Annotated in this window: 23 protein-coding genes; 16 read left to right on the forward strand and 7 right to left on the reverse strand. The window is 70.2% G+C overall.

Features of this window, described 5'->3' with window-relative positions:
* The first annotated feature begins 2 nt into the window (after positions 1 to 2).
* The 12 genes from ACFWVP_RS27390 (at position 3) to ACFWVP_RS27445 (ending at position 10,385) form a co-directional block, all read left to right on the forward strand.
* Complete coding sequence (locus ACFWVP_RS27390) at positions 3 to 1,319, forward strand: CpaE family protein (RefSeq protein ID WP_384500576.1); 1,317 nt, start codon at positions 3 to 5, stop codon at positions 1,317 to 1,319.
* 102 nt (positions 1,320 to 1,421) lie between these two features.
* On the forward strand, positions 1,422 to 1,808 hold the full coding sequence (locus ACFWVP_RS27395) for a TadE family protein (protein WP_384500577.1): 387 nt from the start codon (positions 1,422 to 1,424) through the stop codon (positions 1,806 to 1,808).
* A gap of 3 nt (positions 1,809 to 1,811) precedes the next feature.
* On the forward strand, positions 1,812 to 2,213 hold the full coding sequence (locus ACFWVP_RS27400) for a TadE/TadG family type IV pilus assembly protein (protein ID WP_384500579.1): 402 nt from the start codon (positions 1,812 to 1,814) through the stop codon (positions 2,211 to 2,213).
* A 67-nt stretch (positions 2,214 to 2,280) separates the two neighbouring features.
* Positions 2,281 to 3,618, forward strand: coding sequence for a CpaF family protein (locus ACFWVP_RS27405; protein WP_384500581.1), 1,338 nt, complete (start codon positions 2,281 to 2,283; stop codon positions 3,616 to 3,618).
* Between the two features lie 9 nt (positions 3,619 to 3,627).
* The gene (locus tag ACFWVP_RS27410; RefSeq protein WP_384500582.1) at positions 3,628 to 4,566 is read left to right on the forward strand and encodes a type II secretion system F family protein; all 939 of its coding nucleotides are present in this window, start codon (positions 3,628 to 3,630) and stop codon (positions 4,564 to 4,566) included.
* A 14-nt stretch (positions 4,567 to 4,580) separates the two neighbouring features.
* Positions 4,581 to 5,468 (forward strand): DUF5936 domain-containing protein, encoded by an 888-nt coding sequence (locus tag ACFWVP_RS27415; protein ID WP_384500639.1) that lies wholly within the window; start codon positions 4,581 to 4,583, stop codon positions 5,466 to 5,468.
* 51 nt (positions 5,469 to 5,519) lie between these two features.
* The gene (locus ACFWVP_RS27420; protein WP_384500583.1) at positions 5,520 to 6,836 is read left to right on the forward strand and encodes a sensor histidine kinase; all 1,317 of its coding nucleotides are present in this window, start codon (positions 5,520 to 5,522) and stop codon (positions 6,834 to 6,836) included.
* Positions 6,837 to 6,896: 60 nt separating this feature from the next.
* Positions 6,897 to 7,991, forward strand: a complete 1,095-nt coding sequence (locus ACFWVP_RS27425) for a response regulator (RefSeq protein ID WP_384500584.1) — start codon at positions 6,897 to 6,899, stop codon at positions 7,989 to 7,991.
* A 257-nt stretch (positions 7,992 to 8,248) separates the two neighbouring features.
* Positions 8,249 to 8,479 (forward strand): hypothetical protein, encoded by a 231-nt coding sequence (locus ACFWVP_RS27430; RefSeq protein ID WP_384500586.1) that lies wholly within the window; start codon positions 8,249 to 8,251, stop codon positions 8,477 to 8,479.
* Positions 8,479 to 9,087 (forward strand): pilus assembly protein TadG-related protein, encoded by a 609-nt coding sequence (locus tag ACFWVP_RS27435; protein ID WP_384500588.1) that lies wholly within the window; start codon positions 8,479 to 8,481, stop codon positions 9,085 to 9,087. Before ACFWVP_RS27430 ends, ACFWVP_RS27435 begins: the two co-directional genes overlap by 1 nt.
* Positions 9,088 to 9,117: 30 nt before the next feature.
* Positions 9,118 to 9,729, forward strand: coding sequence for a hypothetical protein (locus tag ACFWVP_RS27440; RefSeq protein ID WP_384500590.1), 612 nt, complete (start codon positions 9,118 to 9,120; stop codon positions 9,727 to 9,729).
* 8 nt (positions 9,730 to 9,737) lie between these two features.
* A complete protein-coding gene (locus ACFWVP_RS27445; RefSeq protein WP_384500592.1) occupies positions 9,738 to 10,385 on the forward strand; it encodes an OmpA family protein in 648 nt (215 codons plus the stop codon).
* A gap of 64 nt (positions 10,386 to 10,449) precedes the next feature.
* On the opposite strand, the gene ACFWVP_RS27450 is transcribed toward ACFWVP_RS27445, so the two are convergent.
* From ACFWVP_RS27450 to ACFWVP_RS27460, 3 genes are all read right to left on the reverse strand, one after another.
* Positions 10,450 to 10,866, reverse strand: a complete 417-nt coding sequence (locus ACFWVP_RS27450; RefSeq protein WP_384500594.1) for a DNA-binding protein — start codon at positions 10,864 to 10,866, stop codon at positions 10,450 to 10,452.
* On the reverse strand, positions 10,842 to 11,111 hold the full coding sequence (locus tag ACFWVP_RS27455; RefSeq protein ID WP_384500596.1) for a hypothetical protein: 270 nt from the start codon (positions 11,109 to 11,111) through the stop codon (positions 10,842 to 10,844). Before ACFWVP_RS27455 ends, ACFWVP_RS27450 begins: the two co-directional genes overlap by 25 nt.
* A 245-nt stretch (positions 11,112 to 11,356) precedes the next feature.
* A complete protein-coding gene (locus ACFWVP_RS27460) occupies positions 11,357 to 12,856 on the reverse strand; it encodes a S1 RNA-binding domain-containing protein (RefSeq protein ID WP_384500598.1) in 1,500 nt (499 codons plus the stop codon).
* Positions 12,857 to 13,021: 165 nt separating this feature from the next.
* On the opposite strand from ACFWVP_RS27460, the gene ACFWVP_RS27465 reads away from it, so the two are divergent.
* The 3 genes from ACFWVP_RS27465 to ACFWVP_RS27475 all read left to right on the forward strand — a co-directional run bounded on the left by ACFWVP_RS27465 (position 13,022) and on the right by ACFWVP_RS27475 (position 18,070).
* Complete coding sequence (locus ACFWVP_RS27465; RefSeq protein ID WP_384500600.1) at positions 13,022 to 14,761, forward strand: NlpC/P60 family protein; 1,740 nt, start codon at positions 13,022 to 13,024, stop codon at positions 14,759 to 14,761.
* 122 nt (positions 14,762 to 14,883) lie between these two features.
* On the forward strand, positions 14,884 to 17,322 hold the full coding sequence (locus tag ACFWVP_RS27470; RefSeq protein ID WP_384500602.1) for a Tox-REase-5 domain-containing protein: 2,439 nt from the start codon (positions 14,884 to 14,886) through the stop codon (positions 17,320 to 17,322).
* 31 nt (positions 17,323 to 17,353) lie between these two features.
* Positions 17,354 to 18,070: a hypothetical protein gene (locus tag ACFWVP_RS27475; RefSeq protein WP_384500604.1), complete on the forward strand. Its 717-nt coding sequence runs from the start codon at positions 17,354 to 17,356 to the stop codon at positions 18,068 to 18,070.
* Positions 18,071 to 18,181: 111 nt separating this feature from the next.
* Here ACFWVP_RS27475 and ACFWVP_RS27480 read toward each other — a convergent pair whose 3' ends face one another.
* The 3 genes from ACFWVP_RS27480 to ACFWVP_RS27490 all read right to left on the reverse strand — a co-directional run bounded on the left by ACFWVP_RS27480 (position 18,182) and on the right by ACFWVP_RS27490 (position 21,890).
* Positions 18,182 to 19,102, reverse strand: a complete 921-nt coding sequence (locus tag ACFWVP_RS27480; protein WP_384500606.1) for a hypothetical protein — start codon at positions 19,100 to 19,102, stop codon at positions 18,182 to 18,184.
* A 179-nt stretch (positions 19,103 to 19,281) separates the two neighbouring features.
* Positions 19,282 to 19,860, reverse strand: coding sequence for a hypothetical protein (locus ACFWVP_RS27485; RefSeq protein WP_384500608.1), 579 nt, complete (start codon positions 19,858 to 19,860; stop codon positions 19,282 to 19,284).
* A gap of 20 nt (positions 19,861 to 19,880) precedes the next feature.
* Entirely contained in the window at positions 19,881 to 21,890 is a 2,010-nt protein-coding gene (locus ACFWVP_RS27490; RefSeq protein ID WP_384500610.1) for a hypothetical protein, read from the reverse strand.
* Between the two features lie 305 nt (positions 21,891 to 22,195).
* Between ACFWVP_RS27490 and ACFWVP_RS27495 the strand changes: the two genes are divergently transcribed.
* Positions 22,196 to 22,798 (forward strand): hypothetical protein, encoded by a 603-nt coding sequence (locus ACFWVP_RS27495; protein WP_384500612.1) that lies wholly within the window; start codon positions 22,196 to 22,198, stop codon positions 22,796 to 22,798.
* A gap of 6 nt (positions 22,799 to 22,804) precedes the next feature.
* Here the strand turns inward: ACFWVP_RS27495 and ACFWVP_RS27500 are convergent, their stop codons facing one another.
* Complete coding sequence (locus ACFWVP_RS27500) at positions 22,805 to 24,070, reverse strand: benzoate/H(+) symporter BenE family transporter (RefSeq protein ID WP_384500614.1); 1,266 nt, start codon at positions 24,068 to 24,070, stop codon at positions 22,805 to 22,807.
* Positions 24,071 to 24,508: the final 438 nt, after the last annotated feature.

Here is a 24,508-nt window from a genome sequence, read left to right on the forward strand (position 1 = left end):
GGATGACCACCAGGATCCTCCCGGCCGTAGGTGACGCCGACGCGGCCAGATCGGTCACCACCCTGCTCAGCCAGCTCCCCGACGCGGAGCCGGCGGCTCCGGTCGGAGACTCGACGCAGCTCATCGACATGCTCGCCCGTCTCGCGGGCGAGTCCCTCGACGAACTGCCCGAGGTCGTACTGGTCCATGAGCGGATCGGCCCGGTGCCGGCACTGGAACTGATCCGCGAGGTCTCCCTGCGCTTCCCCGCCATCGGGGTCGTGCTCATCACCGCCGACGTCACACCGGGCCTGTTCGCGTCCGCGATGGAGTCGGGCGCCCGAGGCGTCGTCACCCTTCCCCTGAGCTACGAGGAACTGGTCAACCGGGTCCAGTCCGCCGCCCAGTGGTCCGTCGGTGTCCGCCGTCACCTGAGCACCGGAGCGGACGTCCTCACCGGCCCCGGCGGTACGGTCGTCACGGTCAGCGGCGCGAAGGGCGGGGTCGGCACCACCGTCACCGCCGTACAACTCGCCCTGGCGGCCCAGGCGTCCGGACTCACCGTCGCCCTGGTCGACATGGACCTCCAGGCCGGTGACATCGGCTCGTACCTCGATGTGCAGTTCCGGCGTTCCATCGTCGACCTGTCGGCCATCACCGACATCACACCGCGCGTCCTGTCCGACGTCGTGTACAGCCATGACTCCGGCCTCGCCGTCGTGCTGGCACCGGGCGACGGCGAGCGCGGCGAGGACGTCAGCGACCGGTCCGCCCGCCAGATCGTCAGCGCGCTGCGCTCGCGCTACGAGATCGTCGTCATCGACTGCGGCAGTCAGCTCCACGGCGCCGGTGCCGCGGCCATCGAGATGGCCGACGCGGCGCTGCTGGTCACCACCCCGGACGTGATCGCGGTGCGCGGCGCCAAGCGCCTCGTACGCATGTGGGACCGGCTCCAGATCCGCAAGCCGGAGGAGACGATCACCGTGGTCAACCGGTTCGTCCGCAGCACCGAGATCCAGCCGCAGCTGATCGAGAAGATCACCGGGACCCGGACGGCGAACACGGCCGTTCCCGCGAACTTCAAGGAGCTCCAGAGCGTCGTCGACGCGGGCCGGCTGCACGAACTGGACCCCAAGAGCACCGTCAAACAGGCCCTCTGGGCCCTTGCGGGTGAGCTCGGCATCGTGAAGGTTCCGGACAAGGCCGAGAAGAACGGCGCCAGGAGCACCGCGAAGAACGGCGGAAAGTCCAAGAACGACCGGGGCTCGATCGGACGCCCGCGCCTGGGCGGACGCGACGGCGACGGCCGGAACCGGGCGACGACCAAGGGGGCAAGTTGACCAATGGCAGTTACCGAGACGACAGACGTGGAGATACGGGGAAGGCGCCACGGTGAGCCTTCCGCGCGCCGGGGCCCGACGCGTGGGCGGACGCGGGGCCGGATGCACGGCCGGCTGTTCGGCCGTGGGCGCGACCGCGGCCAGACCGCGATCGAGTTCCTGGGCGTCACACCGCTGATCATCCTGCTGATGATCGCGCTCTGGCAGTGCGCGCTGATCGGCTACACGTTCTCCCTGGCGGGGAACTCGGCGGACAAGGCGGCGCACCAGGGGGCCATAACGGAGGGCCCGCGGGCACAGGAATGCCGGGCCGCGGCCAAGGAGCACCTGCCGAAGGCCTGGCGGGACTCGATGAAGCAGACGAAGTGCCGCACCAGGTCGGGCATGTACTCGGCCGAGGTCCAGCTGCAGGTGCCGGTCCTGGTGCCCGGCGTACTCGACTGGCCGTTCCGCGTCGAAGGCAACGCCGCGTTCCCGGTGGAGGGCTGAGCGATGAGCAAGCGCACGCACACACCCGGCCCGGCGGCCGGCACGAGCGCCACCCCGCGCCGTGACCGGGGCCAGGTCGCCATCGAGTACCTGGGCTTCATCCCCCTGCTGCTCCTGGTCGGTCTCCTCGCGATCCAGGCGGGCCTCGCCGCGTACGCCGCCAACCAGGCGGGGACCGGCGCCCGCGCGGCGGCGCGCTCGGGCAGCATGTCGTCGGGCGGCTGCGACGGGCAGGCGGGCAGGGCCGCGATGAGTGACTGGACGGCCGAACGGGCCCGCTTCACCGACGGGTCCTCCTCCCTCGACGCGGTCACCTGCACCGCCCGCGTCAAGGTGCCCGACATCCTGCCGGGCGTCAATCTCTGGGGTACGGCCGAACGCAGCTCCACGATGCCCCGCACCTGACCCCACGGCGCTCGCGCCACTGCCTCACCAACGGCTCAACCGGCAAGTCGGAACGAGGAGTTACGCAATGAGTCTGCGGGCACGCATGACCGCCCCCGAGAAGAACGGCGGGGGGCGGGAGGACAGCCACATGGTGGCGTCCTACCGCGCCAAGCTGCTCGAAGAGATCGACCTGGCCGAGATGTCCTCGCTCGCCGCCGCAGACCGGCGGGCCAGGCTGGAACGCGTACTCAGCCACATCATCAGCCGCGAGGGACCGGTCCTCTCGACCGTCGAACGCACCCAGCTGATCCGCCGCGTCGTCGACGAGGCCCTCGGACTCGGCATCCTGGAACCGCTCCTCGAAGACGCGTCCATCACCGAGATCATGGTGAACGGCCCCGACCAGATCTTCGTCGAGCGCAGCGGCAAGGTCGAGAAGCTCCCGATGCGCTTCGGCTCGCACGAGCAGCTGATGCAGACCATCGAGCGCATCGTGTCGACCGTCAACCGCCGCGTCGACGAGTCGAACCCCATGGTCGACGCGCGTCTACCCAGCGGTGAACGTGTCAACGTGATCATCCCACCACTGTCACTGACCGGCGCGACACTCACCATCCGACGGTTCCCCAGAGCGTTCACGCTCCAGGAGATGATCAACGTCGGCTCGCTCGACGAGCAGATGCTGGTGCTGCTCTCCGGACTCGTCCAGGCCAAGCTCAACGTGATCGTCTCCGGCGCCACCGGCACCGGGAAGACGACCCTCCTCAACGCGCTCTCCGGTCTGATCCCGGACAGCGAGCGCATCGTCACCATCGAGGACTCCGCCGAACTCCAGCTCCAGCAGAGCCATGTGATCCGCCTGGAGTCCCGTCCGGCGAACGTCGAGGGCAAGGGCCAGATCACCATCCGCGACCTGGTCCGCAACTCCCTGCGTATGCGGCCCGACCGGATCGTCGTCGGTGAGGTCCGTGGCGGCGAGTCGCTCGACATGCTCCAGGCGATGTCGACCGGTCACGACGGTTCGCTCGCCACCGTCCACGCCAACAACGCCGAGGACGCGCTCATGCGTCTGCAGACCCTGGCCTCGATGTCCGAGATCAAGATCCCGTTCGAAGCCCTGCACGACCAGATCAACAGCGCCGTCGACGTCATCGTCCAGCTCACCCGGCACGCCGACGGCTCCCGCAAGGTCACCGAGATCGCCGTACTCGACTCGCACGGCCGCGACCCGTACCGCATCGTGACCGTCGCCCGGTTCGACGCCCAGCCGATGGCCGCCGACGGCCGGATCAACGGCACTTTCAGGTACCTCCCGATCCCGCGCAAGATCGCCGACCGCCTCTACATGGCGAGCCAGCCCATCCCGCAGGCCTTCGGCGTCGCCGCATCCGCCGAACAGCTCGCCACCCGAGAGGCCAACTAGGACCGCGCCATGACGAATCTCCCTCTGCTCACGATCGGCGTCACCCTGCTCTGCTGCGTCACCGGCGTGGCAGGCCTGCACGCCTACTCCGGCGGGAAGGCCGACCGGGACGCCCTGGTGGACCGCCTCTCGTACACCGGGCACGTCCCGGAGACCGGGCGCCACCGCCGCTTCCGCGGACTCGACAGCAGGCTGCGCAGGACCGGCCTGGGGCGGAAACTCGACCTGAAGCTCGCCGCGACCGGCCTCGACGTCACCCCCGGCGAGTTCTTCGTCTACTCGCTCTTCGCCATGGCCGGACTGTGGATGATCGCCGCGTCCATGCTCGCCAGCTTCTTCGGGCCGGTCGCCGCGCTCATCGGCCTCTGGGGCACCAACGCGTTCCTGAGCTGGCAGCGGACCAAACGCACCGAACGCTTCATCAACCAGCTCCCCGAACTCTCCCGCATCCTCGCCAACGCCACCCAGGCCGGCCTCGCCCTGCGTACGTCCATCAGCATGGCGGCCGACGAGATGGAGGACCCGGCGGGCCAGGAACTGGCCCGGGTCTCCCGGCGCCTCGCCGTCGGTGAAACCCTCGAGGACGCGATGAGCGAGCTGACCGACCGGCTGCCCTCCCGCGAACTCGTCGTCCTCGTCACCACCCTCATCCTGTCCAACCGGGCCGGCGGTACGGTCGTCAGCTCGCTGCGCAACCTCACGGAGACACTGGAGGAGCGCAAGGAGACCCGGCGCGAGGTCAAGACCCAGCTCTCCCAGGTCACCGTCACCGCCTACGCCGTCCCGATGTTCGGCCTGGGAGCCATGCTCCTGATGAACGCGGTCATGCCCGGCGCACTCGACCGCATGACCGGCGCCTTCATCGGCCAGGTCGCCGTCGTCATCTCCATCGCCCTGTACGCCGTCGGATTCATCGTGATCCGCCGCATGTCCCGGATCGACGTCTGATGGGCGGCGCGCACATGGACCTGCTGCTCGCCGGCGTCATGGGCCTGGCGGTGTACGGAGCCATCGCGGGCATCCGCATGTACCGGCGCGACGCGAAGCTCCCCAGCGACCTCGCGCTCGCCCTGGAAGTCGGCTCCACCCGCACCAGCGCGGTCGGCTCCGGCATCGACCGGCTCGGCATGCGCTGGGCCCCCATGGTCCTGCGGATGATGGGCCCCAAGGCCGTCAACAAGAAGCGCCGCCAGATCGACATGGCGGGCAACCCGGGCGGTCTGACCATCGACCGCTACGCCGCCCGCCGCGCGGTCTACGGCGGCCTCGGCGGGTTCGGCGCCCTCACCATGCTCATGCGCGGCCAGATCTTCCTCGCGCTGCTGCTGATCGGCTTCGGCATCTTCTGGGTCGAGGTCGGCATCTGGTCCGCCGTACGGGTGCGCCGCGACCACATCGACCGGACGCTCCCCGACTTCCTCGACGTCCTCGCCGTCGTCGTCTCGGCGGGCCTCGGCTTCCGTCAGGCACTGGGCCGCGTCGCCGAGAAGTACGAGGGCCCCTGGGCCGACGAACTGCGCATCACCCTGCGCCAGATGGACATGGGCGTCAGCCGCCGCGAGGCCTTCGACCAGCTGCGCAGGCGCAACGACTCGGAGCAGGTGGCGATGTTCGTGACCACGCTCCAGCAGGGCGAGGAGCTCGGTGCGCCGATCGTCGAGACACTGATCCAGATCGCCAACGACATGCGCCGCACCGACGCCCAGAACGCCCGCAGGAAGGCCGCCAGGGCCGTGCCCAAGGCGACCTTCGCGGTCACGACGTTCCTGCTCCCCGGAACGCTGCTGCTGCTGACGGTCGGCTTCGTCTACGGGGCCGACATCGACTTCGGCTTCCTCACGGGCGGATGACGTGAACGGGGCGGCCGGTGGGCAGGACAGGCGGAGGGAGGTGACAGGCACATGTCGTTCCAGCTCGGTGGTATCCAGACGGGACTGAACGCCGAGGTGCGGCGGGCGATCGCGGATCCCGTCGCACGCCCGGCGTTCGCGATCCAGCTGAACGCGCTCCAGGCGATGTGCCGCCAGGTCTTCGGATTCCGGCTGGCGATGATCGCCATGGCCACACCGTTCGCCCTCGGCCACACCGCGTCCGGCCCGGCCTCCTGGCTGATCGGCTCGGCCATCCTCGTCACGTTCATGGGCAGCTACGTCCTGTTCCGAGACTGGGAACGCTTCGGCCCCGTCCTCCTGCGCCAGCCCTGGCTGCTCGGCATCGACGTCTTCTTCGGCGCCCTGCTGCTGATCACCGCCAGCCCCGAGTCCACCCTCGCGTACGTCACCGTCTGCACCCCGCTGCTCGCCGGACTCGTCTACGGCTGGCGTGGGGCGGCGGTCTTCACCGCACTGCAGATCGTGGTCGTCCTCGGTGTGTACGGCACCGACCCGAAGCTGCAGCCCGCCGACGCCACCGCGTACCTCCTCCCCGGCTTCTGCGTCATCGCCGGCGCCGTCGGCGTCACCCTGCGCAATCTGCTCCTCCGCTTCGGGACGGCCAGCCAGGCCCTCACCGAGACCAGGGCCCGTCTCGCCGTCAACGAGGCCGTGGAGGGCGAACGCACCCGGCTCGCCCGGGAGATGCACGACTCCGTCGCCAAGACCCTGCACGGCCTGGCACTGGCGGCCGAGGGCCTGGCCGAATCCTCCGACCGCATGGACCCGCTCACCGTCAGACACCAGGCCGAACTGGTCGCCCGCGCCGCTCGCCGCGCGGCGGCCGAATCCCGGGAACTCCTCTCCGACCTGCGCCGCGAGTCCGGACTCGACGGCGGCGTGGACGTAGTCGGCGAACTCCGCGCACGCGTCGACGACTTCACCCGACGGCACGCGCTGACCGGGACCTTCCGGCTCCTCAACGACGTGCCGGTCCCGCACGTCCCCCAGGTCGTCGCGCGCCAGCTGCTGACCGTCGCCTCCGAGGCGATGGAGAACGCCCACCGCCACGCCCACCCCACCTACCTGGTCGTACTCGTCGGCGTGAAGGGCGATGTCCTGCGCGTCAGCGTCTACGACGACGGGCAGGGCCTGCCGCCGGGCACGACGCTCGACGACCTCCGGCAGGCCGGACACTTCGGCCTCGTCGGCATGGTCGAACGCGCCGCGGCCATCGGTGCCCGCATCCGGATCGGCAAGGGCAAGGCGGCCAGGGGAACCGAAGTACGCCTGGAACTGCCGGTCGCCGCTCTCACCACCGCTCCCCACCAGCGGCGACCCGACTGAACCGCACCACGTCCCACTCCACCCTCACCCCCCCCACACAACCCTGAGAGGAGGTCGCAGATGCCGGACGACGTCTCCCGCGCGTCGAGCCAGAACTGGGCCGCACAGAACCACGCCTCCCAGCACACGTCCTCGCACGTCACCCCGCTCAACCCGGGGCCTGGTCCGCACGGGTTCCCTGTCCCCGTCCCCCAGCACTCCGCGGCATCCGAGTCCCTGCCTCCCCTGCCCGCGCCCCCGCCCGCCCCCGGTGCCCTGCGGGTCGTCGTCGCCGACGACAACCCCGTGGTCCGGGCAGGCCTGGGCGTCCTGCTCTCCGGCCGCGACGACATCGACGTCGTGGCCCAGGCCGCGGACGGCCGACAGGCCTACGACATGGCCGTCCTGCACCAGCCGGACGTCGTCCTGCTCGACGTCCGCATGCCCGGCGTCGACGGCATCTCCGCCCTCCCGCACCTCGTCAAGGTCGCACCGGTCATGATGCTGACCTACAGCCGCGAGAGCGAGATCGTCCACGAGGTCCTGCGTTTGGGCGCGAGCGGCTACCTGGTCCACGGCGAGTTCACCGCCGACGAGCTGGTACAGGCCGTACGCGACACGAAGAACGGCCGCGCGCACTTCACCGCGACAGCGGCCAACGTGCTCCTGGCCCACATGCGCGAGGGCCCCGGCCCCCAGGGACAGGCGCTCCCGGAGGGCCTCGGCGCGGCCCTGACCACGGGCGTTCCCTACCGGGGGTCCGGCTACGACAGTCACGTCCCCACTCCCGCCCAGCAACACGGTGCGCCTGCACATGTGCCCGAGCCCGAACCGGCCCCACCTGCGATGCGACCGGTACACACCGCGCAGGGTCTTTCGCATCTGCAACCAGTTGTGGCACAGTCTTCCCTGACCGGGGGGTCCGACGTGGCTCTCAACAGGCAGCGGTACGAGCTCAGTTCACGGGAGGCGGAGGTCATGGAGCTGATCGCGTCCGGAATGAGCAACCAGCAGATCGCCGCCACCTGCTTCATCAGCGAGAAGACGGTCAAGAACCACATCAACCGCATCTTCACCAAGCTCCACAGCACCACCCGCAGCGAGGCCATCGCCCGCTGGCTCGGCACGGCTCCCACGGGGCCGGGGGCGCAGGGGGCAGGTGGTCGTCGTGGCTGAACGCCGCAGCACGACCATGGCGGTGCGCGTGGCGCCTCCGGCCCCGCTCGGACCCACGCGTACGCCCGCTCCGGAGGCCCAACACCCCCTTTGGGCCCGGGAATGGGCCCTGGGACCCTCCGACGAGCGGGGTCTGCCGCCGTATGTTTCTCATGTCGCCGGCGGTTTCGGTCAGGAGGATGCCGGGGTTGCGGGTGACACCCAAGAAGCGCGCGAGTCGGCCGACCACCGGTCGGCCGAACCCGGAGGGGAACACCATGTCGAACATCACCCTGAAGACCGCCGTCCGCGTCAACGGCTGGGCCAACACCGCCGTCAGCTCGATCCAGAAGCGCTACGAGGCCAAGGACCGCGGCCAGACGGCGTTCGAGTACCTGGGCATCATCCTGGTGGTCGTGGCGATCATCGGCGCGATCATGGCGACGGGTATCGGTGGCGCGATCTCGGGTCGGATCTCGGGTCTGGTGAACTCCATCACAGCCAAGTAATGGGGCGTCGCACCCGTACCGATGCAGGGCAGGCCTTCCCCATCTACGTAGTGATGGTGGCGGGCCTGCTCTTCCTCGTGTTCGCGTTCTTTGCCGTCGGCAAGGCCTCGGCCTTGCGTAATGGAGCCCAAGGCGCGGCGGACTCCGCCGCGCTGGCTGCTGCTCAACAGAACCGTGAGGACTTCGGGACAGGCTTCCTCGCTTCGCTGCCCGAGAACATGCTGGAGCAATTCCTCCAGTTGCACCCGGTGTACGGGTGTCCCGCGGCTCATTCCTTCGCCGCAGCGAATGAGTCGGATGTCAACAGTTGCCGACCGACGCTCGGTGGCTATCGAGACGAGATCACGGTCGAGGTCCAGGGCCGCAAGACGGTGGACTCACCGGTGATCCCCGGCACCGAGACGAAGATCGCGGAAGCCACGGCGACTGCCATTGTCGAGTTCCGCTGCCCCGGGTGGAAGGCCGTGGACTTCGACAATAACGGAGTCCAGGACTTGTACATCTTCCCGTGCGGGGACGCCGGGGTGGTAGAAATCGCCCCGGGCAGCCCCCCGCCCTGGTCCACGGTGAGCAAGCTTCTCTACGACGTGCATCTGGTCGACAACTGACAGCGAACGACGAGTAAAGGAATCAGACCCATGAGCATTCGGCGCTCCACCAGGTCCCGAACGGCGGTGGCGGCCGTCTCCCTGACGGCTGCCTTGGCCTTGGCCGTCACCGGCTGCGGTACTGACGGTGGCGGTGAGACGGGCGACGCCGGTTCGTCGCCCTCCTCCGCGCCGTCCAAGTCCGCCGAGGAGGACAAGGGAGCGCAGCAGGAGGACACCGCTGCTGGGGAGAACGTGGACCCGGACGCCAACCTTGCCGAGATCAGGGGAAGTGGTCTGAATCTCGTGATCAACCAGGTGAAGCGTGACTCCGGAGGGTTTGTCACCGTTCAGGGCACGATCGAGAACGTGAGCGACAGGACGCAGAACTCCAGTTCGTGGGCGGGCACGGAATCTGCGGTTGCCAACAGCAATGCAAACTCTGTTGCTGGTGCGACACTGGTGGACAAGACGGGCAAGAAGCGTTATTACGTTCTTCGGGACACGGAGAACCGTTGCCTTTGCACCACTGGCATCACGCCGTTGTCGGCAGGGGAATCGACCCCCATCTTCATGCAGTTCCCAGCGCCTCCCAGCACGACGACTGAGGTCGACTTCACACTGCCGACGTTCGCGACGACTTCCCTGAAGATCTCAGGGTGACGGCTGACATGAACCTCAACCGAACTCGGCTGAAGCCAATCGGCTTCGCCGGACTCTCTGTTGCGTCAGCCATGGTGGTGACCGCTGCCACGCTGTTCGGGGCGTCGTCGGCGCGTGCCGATGACGGCCCGAGCGTGCCCCCCGGCACCGAGGCGACATCCGTGCCCCCGGTCGAGACCGATGGCAACGATCCCGATCTGAAGATGCCCGAAGGTGGCACCCTCGCGCCGGCCAAGGTTCTCGACATCGTCCAGGTCGTCGAGGACGAGGGCGGTGAGGAGCGCCGCGAGGACACGAACGCGGACATCAAGTTCGCGCTCCAGGCCGAAGTCCTCTTCGGCAAGGACAGCGCCAAGCTGAGCTCCGAGGCCAATTCCCGTATCTCCGCCATCGCGACCGAGATCGAGAAGCAGAACGCGGCGAAGGTCCGCATCTTCGGCTTCACCGACAACCTCGGTTCGTCGGCACACGGCGACGTGCTGTCGAAGCAGCGCGCCGAAGCGGTGAACAGCGTGCTGTCCAAGGAACTCGGTACGTCGATCACGTTCGAAATCCGTGGATACGGGGAGCAGTACCCGATCGCCGACAACAGCACGGAAGAGGGCCGGAAGAAGAACCGACGGGTGGAGGTCTCCTTCCCGCGTTCGGTGAACTGAACTCGCGCGCACGATGGGCCGGGACACAGGGGAACTGTGGCCCGGCCCATCGCTGTCCGTTCCGTCAGACGCCCACGGCTCGCCCCCGGTCGCCGCAGAGCTCGTCGATGTCGTCCACGTCCGAAGTGACGATAATCCGCGGCCCCGTGCAGCCCAGGGATGTCGCTGCCACGACAGAGCCGATGGCGTACTTGTGCGCGTGCAGGTCGGCGTTGCGGAGCAGGTCGATGGCCTGCCACGAAATCGCCTCTGTGACAGGCGGGACCTCGAGGCGGGATGCGTGCCACCGGAAGCGGTCCATGCGGACCTTCGGATGCCAGGCTTCGACGAGTGTGAGGTCACTGACGGCCACCGACGTGTCCCTGGACTGCGCTGCTCGGACGAGGCCCGCGCCCCGGGGGTCGTTGTTGACGAACCCATTCAGCCCTTCGGGATCAAGAATAACGATTCCGTGGCTCAGCTGGCCTTGCGCGCGTCCCACTCGGTGGCCCCTTCCGGAGACGGCTCTGCGCGGCTCCCCCGTGCCAGGTCTTCCGCCTCCTGAAAGATCTCCGCGGTCCAGTTCTGGACTTCCGGGGACGGTCGGCCAATCTCTGCTTCTCTCTCCCGGAGCGACTCTTCCAGGAGGTCGCGCTGTATCTGCCGTTCGACGGCTGCGCTGATGTATGCCGAGAAGCCTCGCGCTCCGACGCGGGCCTTCACGGCGGCGATGCGGCCGGCAGGCATGGAAACGCTGACCTTCTGGGCGGGTCCTTCGTCGGGCCGTACTCCGGGGAAGAGTCCAGGGTCACCGTCGCAGCGACGCTCACGCCCGGCCGGGGCCTCTACCTGTCCCTCCGGTACCGCGACGACGTACTGCGTCTGCTCGGGTGGGACCAGCACCCGCGTCATCCGGTCCCGGCGGCGCAACGGGGAACCAGGTCCTGGGTCACGCTGCCCGGTGACGTGCCCGGGCGGGGCAGGCCCGCGGGTCAGGCCTCGGAGTCGGGCGCGTCCGCCTGTCGGTGGGAGAGCAGGATGCGACGCCGGTCCGGGTCGACGTCCAGGATCCTGACCCGCAGGGCGTCGCCGACCCGGGGGGCCGGCAGGGGCTGATCCGTGTGATCTCCGGCCAGGTCGGACATGTGCACCAGCCCTTCGAAGCCGTGCTCCCTCTCCTCGACGCGTACGAACGTGCCGATGGGCACGATCTTCGTGACGCGGCCGACGACGGTCCGGCCCACCTGCCGGGTCAGCTGCAGCATCGGATCTTCGAGCAGGGGCTTGAGGGACATCCACACACGGTCGCGGGACATGTCGATGCCGATGATCACGGCTCTGATCTCCTGGCCCATCGAGACGACTTCGGAGGGGTGGCTGAAGTGGCGCCAGGAAAGCTCAGGGATGTTGATCAGTGCCTCGAAGCCACCGATGTCCGCGTAGATACCGAAGTTGGCGATGTGGGTCACCCGCCCGGTGACGATCTGGCCCTCGTGGAGCGATGTGAGGAACGCCCACTGCCGGTCGTCCGGCGTCGGTTCCGTGCGCCAGCGTGCCCGCACCACCCCGTCGCTGTCCGGCATGACGGCGGTGAACAGCGGCACCCTGTCGTCGGCGTGCACGGACAGGAGCGCGGCTGCGTCGGCACCGGAGACCCGATGGGCCAGGGCGCGGAAGTCGTCCGCGTCGGCGACGGCGCCGAGGATCCGGCCGTCCTGCTCCTGCCACACACATTCGACGAGGCCCTCGGCGGGCAGGGTGCCGAGGACGGCGTCGATGGCGGAGGACAGCTCCGGCCACACCGCCAGCCGGGCCCGGGGGGCCAGCCCGGCGCGAACCGCTTCCAGGGTGTCGAGGGTGAGGCGGTGCCATCGGGAGGCGCCTTCGAGGTACATCTCCTCCAGGACCCCCGCTCGACCGTCGTCGACCGCCCGGCGCACTCTTTCCCAGAATGCGTCGTCGCCCGGCCGCCGGATGCCGTCCCCGTCGGTCTCCAGGTCGTACGGGGAAGCGTCGAGGCGTTCCGCGAACAGTCCGAGCGCGCGGGTCCGGGCCGTCGACCGCTCGCGGGGCAGACCGCTGCCGACGTAGAGGTACTGGTCCCGTCCCACGTGTACGGCGAATGCGCCTTCCGCCTCCAGCCGGCACCAGACGCCGCTCCCGCGCAGCATGAGCCGCACCAACTCCAGTCCGACGCCGAGCGGCACCACCGCTCCGTCGTGGAACCCGGACAGGCCGTCGGGGAAGACCTCCGGCGGTCCGAAGCCGCCCTGCGGGTGCTCGGCGCCGAAGTGCGCGAGGGACGGGACCTGCGGCTCCCGTACGGTCAGGCGGTCGATCCCGGCTTCCACGGCGAACGCCTCGACAGCCCGCAGACAGGCGTCCTCGACCGGGCCGTGGTCGCTGTGGGTGTCCTCGGGGCCGGTGTAGTGGCCGTGTTCGTCGCGGTCGGCAGGGTCGTACGGGGTGACGCGATAGACGTAGGGCAGCACACCCCCATCTTCCCGCACGTCTCGTACACGGCCCGAGGAAGTGCCGGGGCGGTCAGGACCCGGAGTGGCCGGTGTGTGCGCCGGGCTCGCGCTCGTGCGGGTTCCGTCTTCGTCAGCTTCCTCGTCGGGCTTCACCGCGACCGGGCGAGGAACGATGCTGCTCCCATGACCGATCCTTCCCGCCGTACCCTGCTCACGGCCCTCGCCGCGTCCGCCGTGGCCGTCCCCGTCGCCGGGCTGTCCGGGGCTCCCGCCCGGGCCGCCGGAACCGCCCGGGCCGCTGCCGCCGTCGAGCCGTTCCCTCTGCCGGGCGACATGAGTTCGCCCCGTTCGTGTGTGACGATGCCGGACCTGAACGCCTCGTACTTCACTCGCCTCACCCTCGCCGACCCGCTCACCACGGCCGTCCTGCCGGGTACTCCCGCACGCACCGAGGTCACGTCAGCAGGGCGGCGCGTCGCCTTGCTGACCCACGGCGCCCGGACCGTCGTGGTGGCAGGGCCGCGGCGCACCTTCACCGAGAACAAGAAGCCCTTCTCCGACGACTTCCTGCGGGACCTCCCGGCGGGCTCCTGGGGAGCTTCTCCCGGCGGGGGAGAGTGGACCACGGCGGGACCGGCTGCCGGCGACTACCTCGTGGAACCGGGGCGGGGCCTGATCAACCTGTCCACCGACTACGCGAGCCGCCACGCCAGCCTGCGGGACGGCGAGATCCGCGACGCCGACGTCCGCTGCACCGCCTGCTTCGCGAAATCCCCCACGGGTGAGGCCTCTTCGTTCGCGCTGTCATTCGGCTACCAGGACACCCACAACAACTACCGGGCCCGGCTGTCGTTCCTCACCTCCGGCGCGGTCCAGTTCCGCCTGGAGAAGGAGGTGGCGGACACCGTCACCCAGCTCGGGACCGCACTCACCCCGGCAGTGTCCACGGCCCCCGGTGCGCAGTGGACGATCCGGGTACGCCGCGAGGGCCCGCGCATACGGGCCAAGGCGTGGCCGACCGCCTCGGCCGAACCGGACGCCTGGGCATTCGACACCACGGACACGACCTTCACCAAGGGGCGGGTCGGCATCCGCGCCCTCGCGAACCAGGGAGCGACGAACCTGCCGATGCCGCTGGTCGTGAGCAACTTCCGTGTGGACGAGGCCAACTGGCAGAGCGTGCCGAGCGTCACCCACAGCGACTGGGTGCGTGTGCTGCCCGAGCCCTTCGACGGGGTCTGGACGGACGCGACCGAGCGGACGGTGCGCTACTGGGCAGGCTCCACCGACCCCGACGTACTCGCCCACGCCGCCATGTTCCTCGCGGGCGCCCCGGCCGTCACGGCGGGAGCCGGAGCCGCGCAGGGACGCCCGGTCATGGGAGAGGCGGGCTACGGATACCTCGACGCCCAGGGCAACCGGCTGGAGGGTGCCGACTTCCACGAGTACATGGCCATCGGCTGGACCTTCGACGAAGGCGGGTACACCGGGCCCTCCTCCCGGCAGGCCGGCAACCTGGACTGCTCCGGTTACACCCGCATGGTCTACGGCTACCACCTGGGAGTGCCGCTGGCCGCCGGCGAGAGCACCTCGGGTACCCATCTGCCGCGCCGGTCGAGGGACATGGCGGAGCACTCGCCCGGCGTGCGCGTCGACCGCACCGACGGCACGAACCCGCCCGCCGCCCAACAGCTACAGCCGGGCGACCTGGTGCTGTTCAACGCCGACTCCGGCGACGACACGGCCGGCCCCACCGTCGACCACGTCGGCATCCATCTGGGCACGGACACCGACGGCAGGCGCAGGTTCCTCTCCAGCCGCAAGTCGGTCAACGGGCCGACCATGGCCGACCTGTCCGGCGCGTCCGTCCTCGACGGCACAGGCGTGTACGCGCGCACCCTGCACACCGTCCACCGGATCTGAACCGGCCGCCAGGTGATCTGCCGGCCGCCCTGATTGGGCCCGTGGGCCCATGCGCGCAGAGGTCTTGGCATCGTACGGTTATCAGCCAATTGTTCTCACGATGAGACGAGTTGAGGCCGGACATGTCCACCGTGGGGTCCACACCAGACTTCGGCGGCTCCTCCTGGCAGCCGCCCACTGCCGGGCGCCATGACATGCCGCAGCTGCTCAGGGTCGCGCGCATCCTCATCCAGGTGCTGTTCGCCGTCACCGTGGTCGGCGGTGCGGGCCTGCTGCTGACGGCCGCGGGCGTCGACGCCCTGGACGGCACCGTCCTCGCGCTCGCCGTGTACGGTGCCGCGCCCGGTGTCACGGGCTGGGTGCTGGCACGCAGGGCGTGGACCGGTGGCGTGTGGATCTGGCGAGGGCTCGTCGGCGTACAGGTGTGGCTGCTCCTCGGAGGCGTATCCAGCCTTCGGGACGGGTCCCTGCGCGGGCTCACCCAGATGTTCCTGCCGCTGGTGATCCTGGTGTTCCTCAGCCGGGCGGAGAGCCGGCAGTGGTTCCGGCGGGACGCACGGGACAGGGGACGCCACGAGCCGCCCCGGTTCTCGCTGTCGCGGATGATCACGTGGCGGCGCGACCGGGGCCAGTCGACGTTGGAGTACCTCGGCCTGCTCACCGTGGTCGCGGCGGTCATCCTGGCGATGGCACTGGGCGGTGTCGGCGGCCAGATAACCAACGGTCTGCAGGCGGCGATCTGCTCACTCACGGGCAGCTCGTGCCCCGCCCCCGGCGCCGGGACGGTCGAAGCCGGCGGAGAGTCCGCCGACGGCGGCGGCACGGCGACCGGCGGAGGCGCGGACAGTGGCGGCACGGACAGTGGCGGTTCCGACAGCGGCGGCACGGTGGTCGGCGGTGGCACGGACAGCGGTGGTTCCGACAGCGGCGGCTCGGTGGTCGGCGGAGGTTCGGACGGCGGCGGTTCGGCCACCGGCGGCGGATCCGACGGCGGCGCTTCCGGAGGCACCGGAGACACCGCGGGATCGGGCGGCACCGGGGGACCCGGCAGCACAGGTGGCACGGGCAGTACGGACGGGTCCGGCGATACGGAGGGGTCCGGCAGCACGGGCGGGTCCGTCACCGACCCCGCCTCCTACCCGGACGAGAGCGACGAGGACAAGAACGACGCCGCCGAGGACGAGCCCGGCTGGGAGGACGACGAGGACGACGAGGACGAGGGTGACGACGGCGGCGGGGACGACGACGAAGGCTGCTTCTCCGGCTTCGGCGCGTTCTTCTCCTGCGCCGGCGACCAGATCTCCCAGGTCGGCGGCGGCCTGTTCGTCGACGGCATCTGGGGTGACCTCACCGGCATCTGGGACACCGTCACCGACCTCCCCGGCACCTGGGAAGGGCTCAAGGACTACGGCAGTTCACTGGGCGACGAGTGGTCGAAGGCGACCGAGGGTGCCGTCGACAAGTGGGCCGAGGGCGACTACTGGGACGCGCTGACCGACTGGGGCGGCGCCTCGGTGGACACCGGGCTGACCGTCCTCGACGACATGTTCATCGGCGACGAGATCAAGGAGCAGTGGAACAACGGCCAGAAGACCCGGGCCGTCACCGGCACCCTCTGGAACATCGGCTCGCTCTTCATCCCCGGGTACGGCGAGGCCAAGGTGGCCCAGAAGCTGGGCAAACTCGGCAAGCTGGGGAAGCTCGGCAAACTCGGCGAAGCCGCCCAGAAGGCCAGCAAGGCATCCGAGCGGGCACGCAAGGCCGCGGACAAGGGCGATGTCGACGGCGCGAAGAAAGCCGCCGACGAGGCCCAGGAGCACGCCGACGACGCCGCCGACGAATTGGCCGACAAGGGCTGCGTGATCAGCTCCGGGCCGATCGGCGTCGGGCCACCGCAACCCGCCTTCTCGGGCGGGGTGAACGCGGCGGCGCGCGCCCCGGTGGCGTACCGCGCCAACGGCGTCCCCGTCGGCCTCTTCGCCGAGAAGAAGTGCGACGGCGTCAGCCAGGAGGAGATCGACGCCGCCGAACAGGCACAGAAGGACGCGGACGCGGCCAAGGAGGCGGCGAAGGAAGCCAGCCGCAAGGAGGTCGCCAAGTGGGCGAAGCCCTCCTGGTACGGGGACCTGACGAACCCGCGCAAGGGATCCAAGGACCTGGGCGACGGCACGTGGAAGGCCAAGAAGTCCGTGGCCTACTGGCCCGGCATGGAGCGCTGGATGCGCTACCAGGAGCAGGTCTCCGGGGTGAAGCGCGGCAAGGAGTACGCCGTGAAGGACCCGCAGACCGGCCGCGACGTCGACTTCGACGGCTGGGACTCCGCCTCCCAGACGTACAAGGAAGCGAAATTCGGGTACGGCAAGAAGGTGCGCCCCGACGGGACCCTCGAACCGGCCCAGGCGGCGAAGTTCGTGGAGCAGGCGCAACGGCAGGTGCGTGCGGCCGGGGACAAGCCGGTCGAATGGAACTTCTCCAACAAGAAGGTCGCCGACGCGGCCCAGAAGGCGTTCGACGACGCCGGTGTGGACGTGATCGTGAAGCACACTGAGGTGAAGAACTGACGGCAGCCGAGCACGAAGACGAGGAAGCGCGATGGCGAGCGAAGTCGTGGTGAAGGTGTCCTGGGGGCCGCGGCCCGAGTCGCCCGGCGACCTCGCCGGGCGGTGGCTGGCGATGCTCGCCCGGCTGACGGAGCTGTCGGACGGTACGCCGGTGGAATGGCGCCGGGACACGGACGGCGACCGGCCGGGGGACGCCGTACCGGCTGACGCCGAGGAGTTCGCCGCCGTCCTGGCGGCCGGGGCCCCCGAGGAGGACGCAGACATCATCGGCTGGACGGCAGCCGTCGTCGGCACCTGGAAGGACCACGGTTACGCCCGCCTGAGGGTGCAGGGGGGCGGCTCCAACGAGTACACGCCGTTCACGGCGGTGCTCCAGCTGTTCCCCGCGCCCGACGGCGCCACCACCCCCCTCGTCGACCGGCTCCCCGAGACCCTGGCCGTACTGGCCGACGCCTGGGACGCCGATACGGGCCTGACGTACGACAGGGAGCTCTTCGACGCGGTCAGGTCCGCCTTCGGCCTCCGCAACTCCTCTCCCCGCTGCGGCTGGTCGGTGTACCTCTCCGAGAACCGTGCCGCCCGGATCCCCGCCGAGCTCCCCGCACGCCGCCGCCTCCACGGCACTCACGGCGGCGTGGTCCTGGACATCGGCGACACCCCCGAAGCCGTCCTGGAAGCCCAGCGAAACCTGGCCGCAGCGGGCGCCCTGACCCCCATCCCCAGATCAGAAGCCCGCCCCAAGTGGTGACCCACCCCACCCCAGCCCACCCACGTCGGTGGGAGCCCAAGGACGCAATGCCGGTGCATAGGTCCGATGTGGCTGACCGTGCCTTCCCTCCGACCGGACACCGCCGCCCCCTCACGACGGGGGTGGGCGGGTGAGGGCTGCGCGGATCTCGGCGATCATGCGCTCGGGTGTCCGGAACACCGTGGCCGCGGGGAACCGGAGGACGGTCCGTACCCCGGGGCAGGTGCTCAGCGCGTCGAACCGGTCCAGGTCGCGGCGGTGCGCGTCCCGGCTGCCGTGGTACGCGTGACCCTCGATCTCCACCACCACGCCCTCCCGGAGGAAGAGGAAGTCGGCCCGGAGTCCGCGGCCGGCCGGTGTCCGCAGCTCCGCCCGGCTGATCGGGTGCAGGCCGACGTCGTGCATCCGTAACCGGGCCACGGTCTCGGCCGGCGATCCGCTCAGCGGGTCCGCCGACGCCAGCCATCCCGCCGCCCGCGGCACACCGTGCCGCCGCGTGGGGTGAGCCGCGCAGGCGGCGGTCAGCAGGTCCGCGGTGACCAGGCGCGGCCGGCAGGCCCCGTCCACCGTGCGCGTACCCAGGGCGGAGTCCACGGCGACCAGTGCCTCGTCCCTCGGTCCGGACAGCAGCAGGTCCCGCAGCGTACGCAGCGGGGTGGTGGCCCGCAGCCCGTCGCGTACGCGTATCTCGTCCGGGGCCACCGGCATACGGTGCACCGCGAAGCCGTGGCGGCAGCCGGTGGGGCTCGCCGGGTCGCTGAACTCCACCGCCGCCCTCAGGAGTTCGATCCCGTGGAGCGAAGCGGCGCCACGATGGCTGAAGGTGAGCCCCGGGTGCAGTATCTGCACGGCGCGGGCCTTCACCCACGGCGTCAGCTCGCAGCCCGGTGCGGCCCAGGCCCCGCGCACGATCCGCCTCCAGCCCCGCGCGTTCAGCGCCCGGCCCACCTGCCGCACCGGCGCTCCCGCCGCCACGACCTCCCGGGTGAGCACGATGTCCCACCTGGCGAAGCACTCCAGATCCCCCGTCATGCCCCCACCCTCCCCCACCCACCGTCCCCTCGCGCCCCCCTGTGGATAACTCAGGTCAGTGGGAGGGAGGGGACGGGAATGTGTCCGAAATGGGAAGGAATGGGCGTCCGGAAGCTCCCAGTCACCGCAAACCGACAGTCACCGCAAACCGACGGGCGCCGCAAACCGACGGGCGCCGCCTACTTCACCGTGATCGAGGTGACGAAACGGTCCAGGTCCTCCGGGGTCAGGGTGCCCTTCACCGCGTTGAGGCGGATGGCGAACGGCACGTCCGAGGAGTCGACGCCGGCCACCAGGACCCCCGTCATCGGCGTCCCCTTGTTCGGGGTGCGCTCCTCGCCCGTCGACGTGAACTCGTAGTCGATCCTGCGCGCCTCCCGGGCGCCCTCCTCGCCCGCCAGCCGCACGTCCGCCGTCTCCTTGCGGGTCGTACCGAGGCCGATGCCCGCACCGGCCGCCGCGGCGGCCTCCTTCGCGTCGCCGACGCCGGTCGCGAAGTCGAGCTGGACCGAGACCATGCCGGTCCACAGCCCGCCCTCCTCCCGGAGCGCGACGGCGGCATTGGCCTTGCTGCGCTCGGCCGCCGACTGGACGGCGTACCCCTGGTCCTCGGGGTAACCGACGGACACGCTCCTCGTGTCGAGCGTGTCCCAGCCGTCCGGGACCGCCGCGGCGTCGGGCCCGCCGCAGCCGGTGAGCAGGGTCAGACCGAGAGCGGCGACGGCCGCGCCGAGCGCCTGGGACTTCTTCAACGTCATCGCCCCTTCGTGGTGCGTGCTCACTGCGCGCAGTAGCTGTACGGGAGGTACGAGCGCTTGTCGCCCTGTGGAGCTCCGAGGAACCGGGCGTCGGTCAGCTTCTCCTCCTTGTGCGAGTCGGAGAGGGAGAATCCGAGGCTCATTCCGAGGGAGACCTCGAAGCCGAACTCCTGGGCGTCCGTCACTCCGTCGTACGTCATCGTGCTGGAGAGGCCGTCCTGGAACATCATCTGCTCGAAGGGATCGCTGCCCGCCGGCCTCTCCTGCAAGGAGTGGTCTCCGAACATGTACTCGAACGGGGCGGTGTTGTTGCCGGAGCCGTCCAGCCACTGTTCGGCGATGGCGCGCTTGGCCTCGGTGTCCTGGTCGACGTCCTTGCCGAAGACGATCGAGTTGGTCACGACCTCGATGCCGGTCTCGCCGGACGAGTCGGAGGCGCTGCCCTTGCCACCGCGCTTGTCCCCGTCCTTCTCGCCGTTGTCGCCGCCGATCTCCAGCTTGGCGGAGTCCGAGCCCGTCTCGATCGTCTGCGTCATGTTGATCTGTACGATCTTCCCGGTCTCCTGGTCACGGGTGACGGTGATGGCTCCGGTGCGGATGTTCTTCCCGCTCACGCTGCCCTTCACCGGCCCCGACTCGATCCCGGCCTTGCCCTCCAGTTCGAGCTTGGCGGTGTACGTGTAGGACTCGTTGCCGTTCACGTCGTCGTTGGTGATGGTCACCTCGGGCGAGAAGGTGGCCTTGCCGCCCAGCTTGGCGCCGAGCCGGGAGTCGTCGCCGTCCTTGACGGAGAGGCCGCCGTCCGCGTAGGCGTTGAGGCCGACCGTCGAGTAGGAGATCTTCTTGTCGCCGATCTTCTTCTCGATGTCCTCCATCTTCTCCGCCCACTTCATGCCGGAGTACCAGTTGCCGCCGTAGCCGCCGCTGTGTGTCATCGAGGTCTCCCACATCTTCATTTCCTCGATGTCGTCCCGCATCTTCCGGGCGTCCTCCTCGCTCCTGAACACCCAGGTGTCACCGTTGGTGATCTTGATGCCGCCGCCGATGTCGATGTCGGCCTTGCCCAGGCTGCCGAGCTTGACGCCCGGGGTGCTGGCGGTCGCGCCCGCGGAGGCGGCGTCGGTGAAGGTCATGTGGACGAGCTTGTCGTTCTCGTCGACCTTCCCGTCCTCGTTCACATCGGTCTTGGCCTGCGAGACCTTCTGCTGGAACCCGTACTCCTCGCCCCACTCGAACCAGGCGACCTTGACCTTGCCGCCCGCGGTGTCGGAGACACTGGAAACCTGACACATCGTCGGCTCGTAGTCGGCGTCCGTCTTCGGCTTCGCCGTGTCTTCCCCGCCCGACGCGCACCCGCCGCCACCGCCACCGGCCGCGAGCGAGGTGATCGCGCACCGGATGCGGTCGCCTATGCTCCCGCCGACGCCCGCCATGGACATGGCGCCGATCAGTGTGACGACCACGACGACGACACCCAGGTACTCCATGGCGGTGGCCCCGCCGTCGCGCCAGTCGTACGAGTGGTGCGGCAGCGGGGACGAGGACTCCGGGCCGCGCTCCTCCAGCAGCCGGTCCAGGGCCAGACCGACGGCGCTGCCGGCGCCCATCGCGACGACCGGCATCAGGACGCCCTCGGTGCCCACCACGTCCCACGACACGATGTATCCGTAGGCGAGCCCGGCCACCGGGACGGTCAGCGTGCCGAGGAGGTACATGGCCCGGGAGTCACGCTGTTCGTCGGCGAGGACGCGGGCCGAGGCCAGGAACGTCAGTACGGTGACGATGACACCGGGCAGGTGCAGCAGTGCCAGCCGCCAGCCGAAGTCCTCGAAGCGTTCCTCGGTGGCGAGCGTCTCGACGAAGGCCCGGGTCATCAGGAATCCGGCCGCGATGTAGACGAGGGCACCGGCCGCCCAGCTGCGGGTCAGCGGGAAGAACCACCCTTCCCGATCGCCGTGAGCCCGCCCGGAGCCGTGCCCCGGCGGTATGTGGCCCGCGCTCCTGTCTCCCCAGCCGCCGCCACCGCTCACGGTTCAACCTCTCCCCGACGCCCGCCCGTTGCCCTGTCGGGCGTGAGCGTACGGCTGGAATCCGCCCTCCACCTGGGCCCCCGGCCCCAACTCCGGGCCCAACCGTGCCGGGCGCGCGAAGCGATCGGGGGCGGGGGCGGAGGTGGGCCCGTGGACCCACGCGCCGGGGCACTTCGGCTGAATACGCTCGATGCCGAGCGCCGGAGAAGGCGGACCGGTCAGCCGGAGAGGGCCGGCCGGCGAGCCGTAGTAGGCCGGCCGGTGCCGAAGTGGCGAATTCACGTAGTAATGGGGTGAGGCGTTCCATGGGTGCCGGCTTCTTCAACTCGTACCACCTGGGCTGGACCCGGGTCGACGCGCGGACCCTGCTCGACGACCTGGAAGCCGCGGGTCTCCGTCCCGCCCATCCGGTCACCGGACGCATCGTCCTCGACAGCCAGGTCCCCGGCGCACCGGCGGCCGGTGGGACGCGGTCGCCGGTGACCCGGGACCAGTTGCTGTCCGTCGCCGGACTGGAACGCCTCGACGGGATCGGTGTGCGGCTCTGGGTCGGCCACGACCTGGACGTCCTGATGCGGATACGCCGGTCCGGACACCGGGTGGTCGCCGTCGAGTTCGGTCTCGGCGGGCTGCCGGCGGAGGAGCGGGAGACGGCCGTGCACGCCATCAGGGCGACCGTCGGCCGGGCCTCCGTGCTGTGCATCGGCTTCGTCGTCGACCGGGAGGGCGTCACGACGGGCACCGACTGGGACGGTGTGGTCGTCGACGGGTCGGCCTACCTCGACGGGTGGCCGGACGCCGTCGCCGTACGAGAGGACGTCGCGTCCCGGCACCCGCAGCTCGCCGTCATGGATTCCGTCGCGCAGTCGCCCTGGCGGGTGTTCGGGAGTGCGGTGCTCAGCGTGTGAGGTCAGCTACCCGGCGGGCGGCACCGCAGCCCCGCGCCGCAGCCGGCCGTTCAGCGCGACATGGGCGGCGACGCCCAGGACGAGCCCCCAGAACGCCGAGCCGATGCCGAACAGCGTGACGCCCGAAGCGGTCGCCAGGAAGGTGATCAGGGCCGCCTCCCGGTCCTTCTCCTCCTTCACCGCGCCGGTCAGGCCGCCGGCCAGCGCGCCGAAGAGGGCGACACCCGCGAGTGCGGCGACGAGCTCCTTCGGCAGGCCCGCGAAGAACGCCACGAGGGTCGAGCCGAACGCGCCGACCACCAGGTACACGGCACCGCAGGCGACGCCCGCGACATAGCGGCGCCGAGGGTCGCGATGGGCCTCGGGGCCCGTGCAGATCGCCGCCGTGATGGCCGCCAGGTTCACCGCGTGGGAGCCGAAGGGGGCGAGCGCGGCGGAGACCAGCCCGGTGGAGCCCACCAGGAGCCGGTCGTCCGGCCGGTAGCCGGAAGCGGAGAGCACGGCGACCCCGGGGGCGTTCTGCGAGGCCAGCGTGGCCAGGGTCAGCGGGACCGCGATGCCGATGAGCGCGGCCACGGAGAAGGCGGGCGTGGTGAACACCGGCTGCACCAGGCCGACATGGTCCAGTCGTACGTGCAGCCGCGAGGTGGCGGCGCTGCACCCCACACCGACGACGAGGGCTACGAGCACGGCGTACCGGGGGAGCCACCGCCTGCCCAGCAGATAGGCCAGGAGCACGGACCCGGCGATGACCGGGGTGCCCTCCAACGACGTGAACACCCCCGTACCGAACGAGAAGAGGATGCCCGCGAGCATCGCGGAGACCACCGCCGCGGGCACCAGCCGCATCAGCCGCCCGAAGATCCCCGTCAGCCCGATCAGGGCGATCACCGCGCCGGAGACCACGAACGCGCCGATCACCTCGCCGTACGCGTACGAGCCGATGCTGGTGACCAGGAGGGCGGCACCCGGCGTGGACCAGGCGGTGACGACCGGCATACGGGTGCGCAGGCTGAGGGCGACGCAGGTGAGTCCGCTGCCGATGGAGATCGCCCAGATCCAGGAATCGGTCCGCGCGGCGTCGAGGTGCCCGGCGCGGGCGGCGGCCAGGACGATGACCAGCGGGCCGGAGTAGGACACCACGACCGCCACGACGCCCGCGAGGATTGCGGAGAGCGAAAGGTCCCGGACGAGTCCGGACCGCTGTACGGGCCCGTCGGGCGGAACCTCTGCCGCCCGCTCCTCCGCCGCCGGTATGGATGGACCGGGCATCGTCGTGCCGCCCTTCGTTCCGTATGCCCCCGTACGAACCGTACGGACGTACGAACCCTTACACGGACCGGTGAGCCCGGTCCGCCGGGTCCGGCACACGAGACGGTCCTGGCCCGTGCGGCCCGGGCGCGGCGTTGGTCGCGACGGTCCGTTTCGCGTACGGGATGTCCGGTTGGCCGCGCCGGGGGATGCGGGGATCGCCAGGACGGGGAGGTTGATCCGCCCGCCGCCGTGGGACACCTGACGGCGCCGGTGCGCCCGGCGGTCGGCCGCGTTCCGGAATGCCGGTCACGGGTCCTGGGTGTGACCACGCGCCGAAGGGGCCCGAGTTGGGTCCCTGGGCCCAAGACGGGCAGCTCCCCGGGAGAATAGCGTCGTCGCAGCAACTGATCGACGCCCGTCCCGGCACACCCCCCACGGTGCCGGGCCGGGGCGCAA

This window comes from Streptomyces sp. NPDC058637 (assembly GCF_042717325.1).
Taxonomy (GTDB): Bacteria; Actinomycetota; Actinomycetes; order Streptomycetales; family Streptomycetaceae; genus Streptomyces.

Coding starts and splice junctions, on each gene's coding strand:
- ACFWVP_RS27480 (WP_384500606.1), bottom strand. CDS start 19,102: ATGACGGGGGATCTGGAGTGCTTCGCCAGGTGGGACATCGTGCTCACC.
- ACFWVP_RS27475 (WP_384500604.1), top strand. CDS start 17,354: ATGGCGAGCGAAGTCGTGGTGAAGGTGTCCTGGGGGCCGCGGCCCGAG.
- ACFWVP_RS27470 (WP_384500602.1), top strand. CDS start 14,884: ATGTCCACCGTGGGGTCCACACCAGACTTCGGCGGCTCCTCCTGGCAG.
- ACFWVP_RS27430 (WP_384500586.1), top strand. CDS start 8,249: ATGTCGAACATCACCCTGAAGACCGCCGTCCGCGTCAACGGCTGGGCC.
- ACFWVP_RS27400 (WP_384500579.1), top strand. CDS start 1,812: ATGAGCAAGCGCACGCACACACCCGGCCCGGCGGCCGGCACGAGCGCC.
- ACFWVP_RS27420 (WP_384500583.1), top strand. CDS start 5,520: ATGTCGTTCCAGCTCGGTGGTATCCAGACGGGACTGAACGCCGAGGTG.
- ACFWVP_RS27465 (WP_384500600.1), top strand. CDS start 13,022: ATGACCGATCCTTCCCGCCGTACCCTGCTCACGGCCCTCGCCGCGTCC.
- ACFWVP_RS27500 (WP_384500614.1), bottom strand. CDS start 24,070: ATGCCCGGTCCATCCATACCGGCGGCGGAGGAGCGGGCGGCAGAGGTT.
- ACFWVP_RS27445 (WP_384500592.1), top strand. CDS start 9,738: ATGAACCTCAACCGAACTCGGCTGAAGCCAATCGGCTTCGCCGGACTC.
- ACFWVP_RS27440 (WP_384500590.1), top strand. CDS start 9,118: ATGAGCATTCGGCGCTCCACCAGGTCCCGAACGGCGGTGGCGGCCGTC.
- ACFWVP_RS27485 (WP_384500608.1), bottom strand. CDS start 19,860: ATGACGTTGAAGAAGTCCCAGGCGCTCGGCGCGGCCGTCGCCGCTCTC.
- ACFWVP_RS27405 (WP_384500581.1), top strand. CDS start 2,281: ATGAGTCTGCGGGCACGCATGACCGCCCCCGAGAAGAACGGCGGGGGG.
- ACFWVP_RS27455 (WP_384500596.1), bottom strand. CDS start 11,111: ATGCCTGCCGGCCGCATCGCCGCCGTGAAGGCCCGCGTCGGAGCGCGA.
- ACFWVP_RS27495 (WP_384500612.1), top strand. CDS start 22,196: ATGGGTGCCGGCTTCTTCAACTCGTACCACCTGGGCTGGACCCGGGTC.
- ACFWVP_RS27435 (WP_384500588.1), top strand. CDS start 8,479: ATGGGGCGTCGCACCCGTACCGATGCAGGGCAGGCCTTCCCCATCTAC.
- ACFWVP_RS27425 (WP_384500584.1), top strand. CDS start 6,897: ATGCCGGACGACGTCTCCCGCGCGTCGAGCCAGAACTGGGCCGCACAG.
- ACFWVP_RS27410 (WP_384500582.1), top strand. CDS start 3,628: ATGACGAATCTCCCTCTGCTCACGATCGGCGTCACCCTGCTCTGCTGC.
- ACFWVP_RS27390 (WP_384500576.1), top strand. CDS start 3: ATGACCACCAGGATCCTCCCGGCCGTAGGTGACGCCGACGCGGCCAGA.
- ACFWVP_RS27395 (WP_384500577.1), top strand. CDS start 1,422: ATGCACGGCCGGCTGTTCGGCCGTGGGCGCGACCGCGGCCAGACCGCG.
- ACFWVP_RS27415 (WP_384500639.1), top strand. CDS start 4,581: ATGGACCTGCTGCTCGCCGGCGTCATGGGCCTGGCGGTGTACGGAGCC.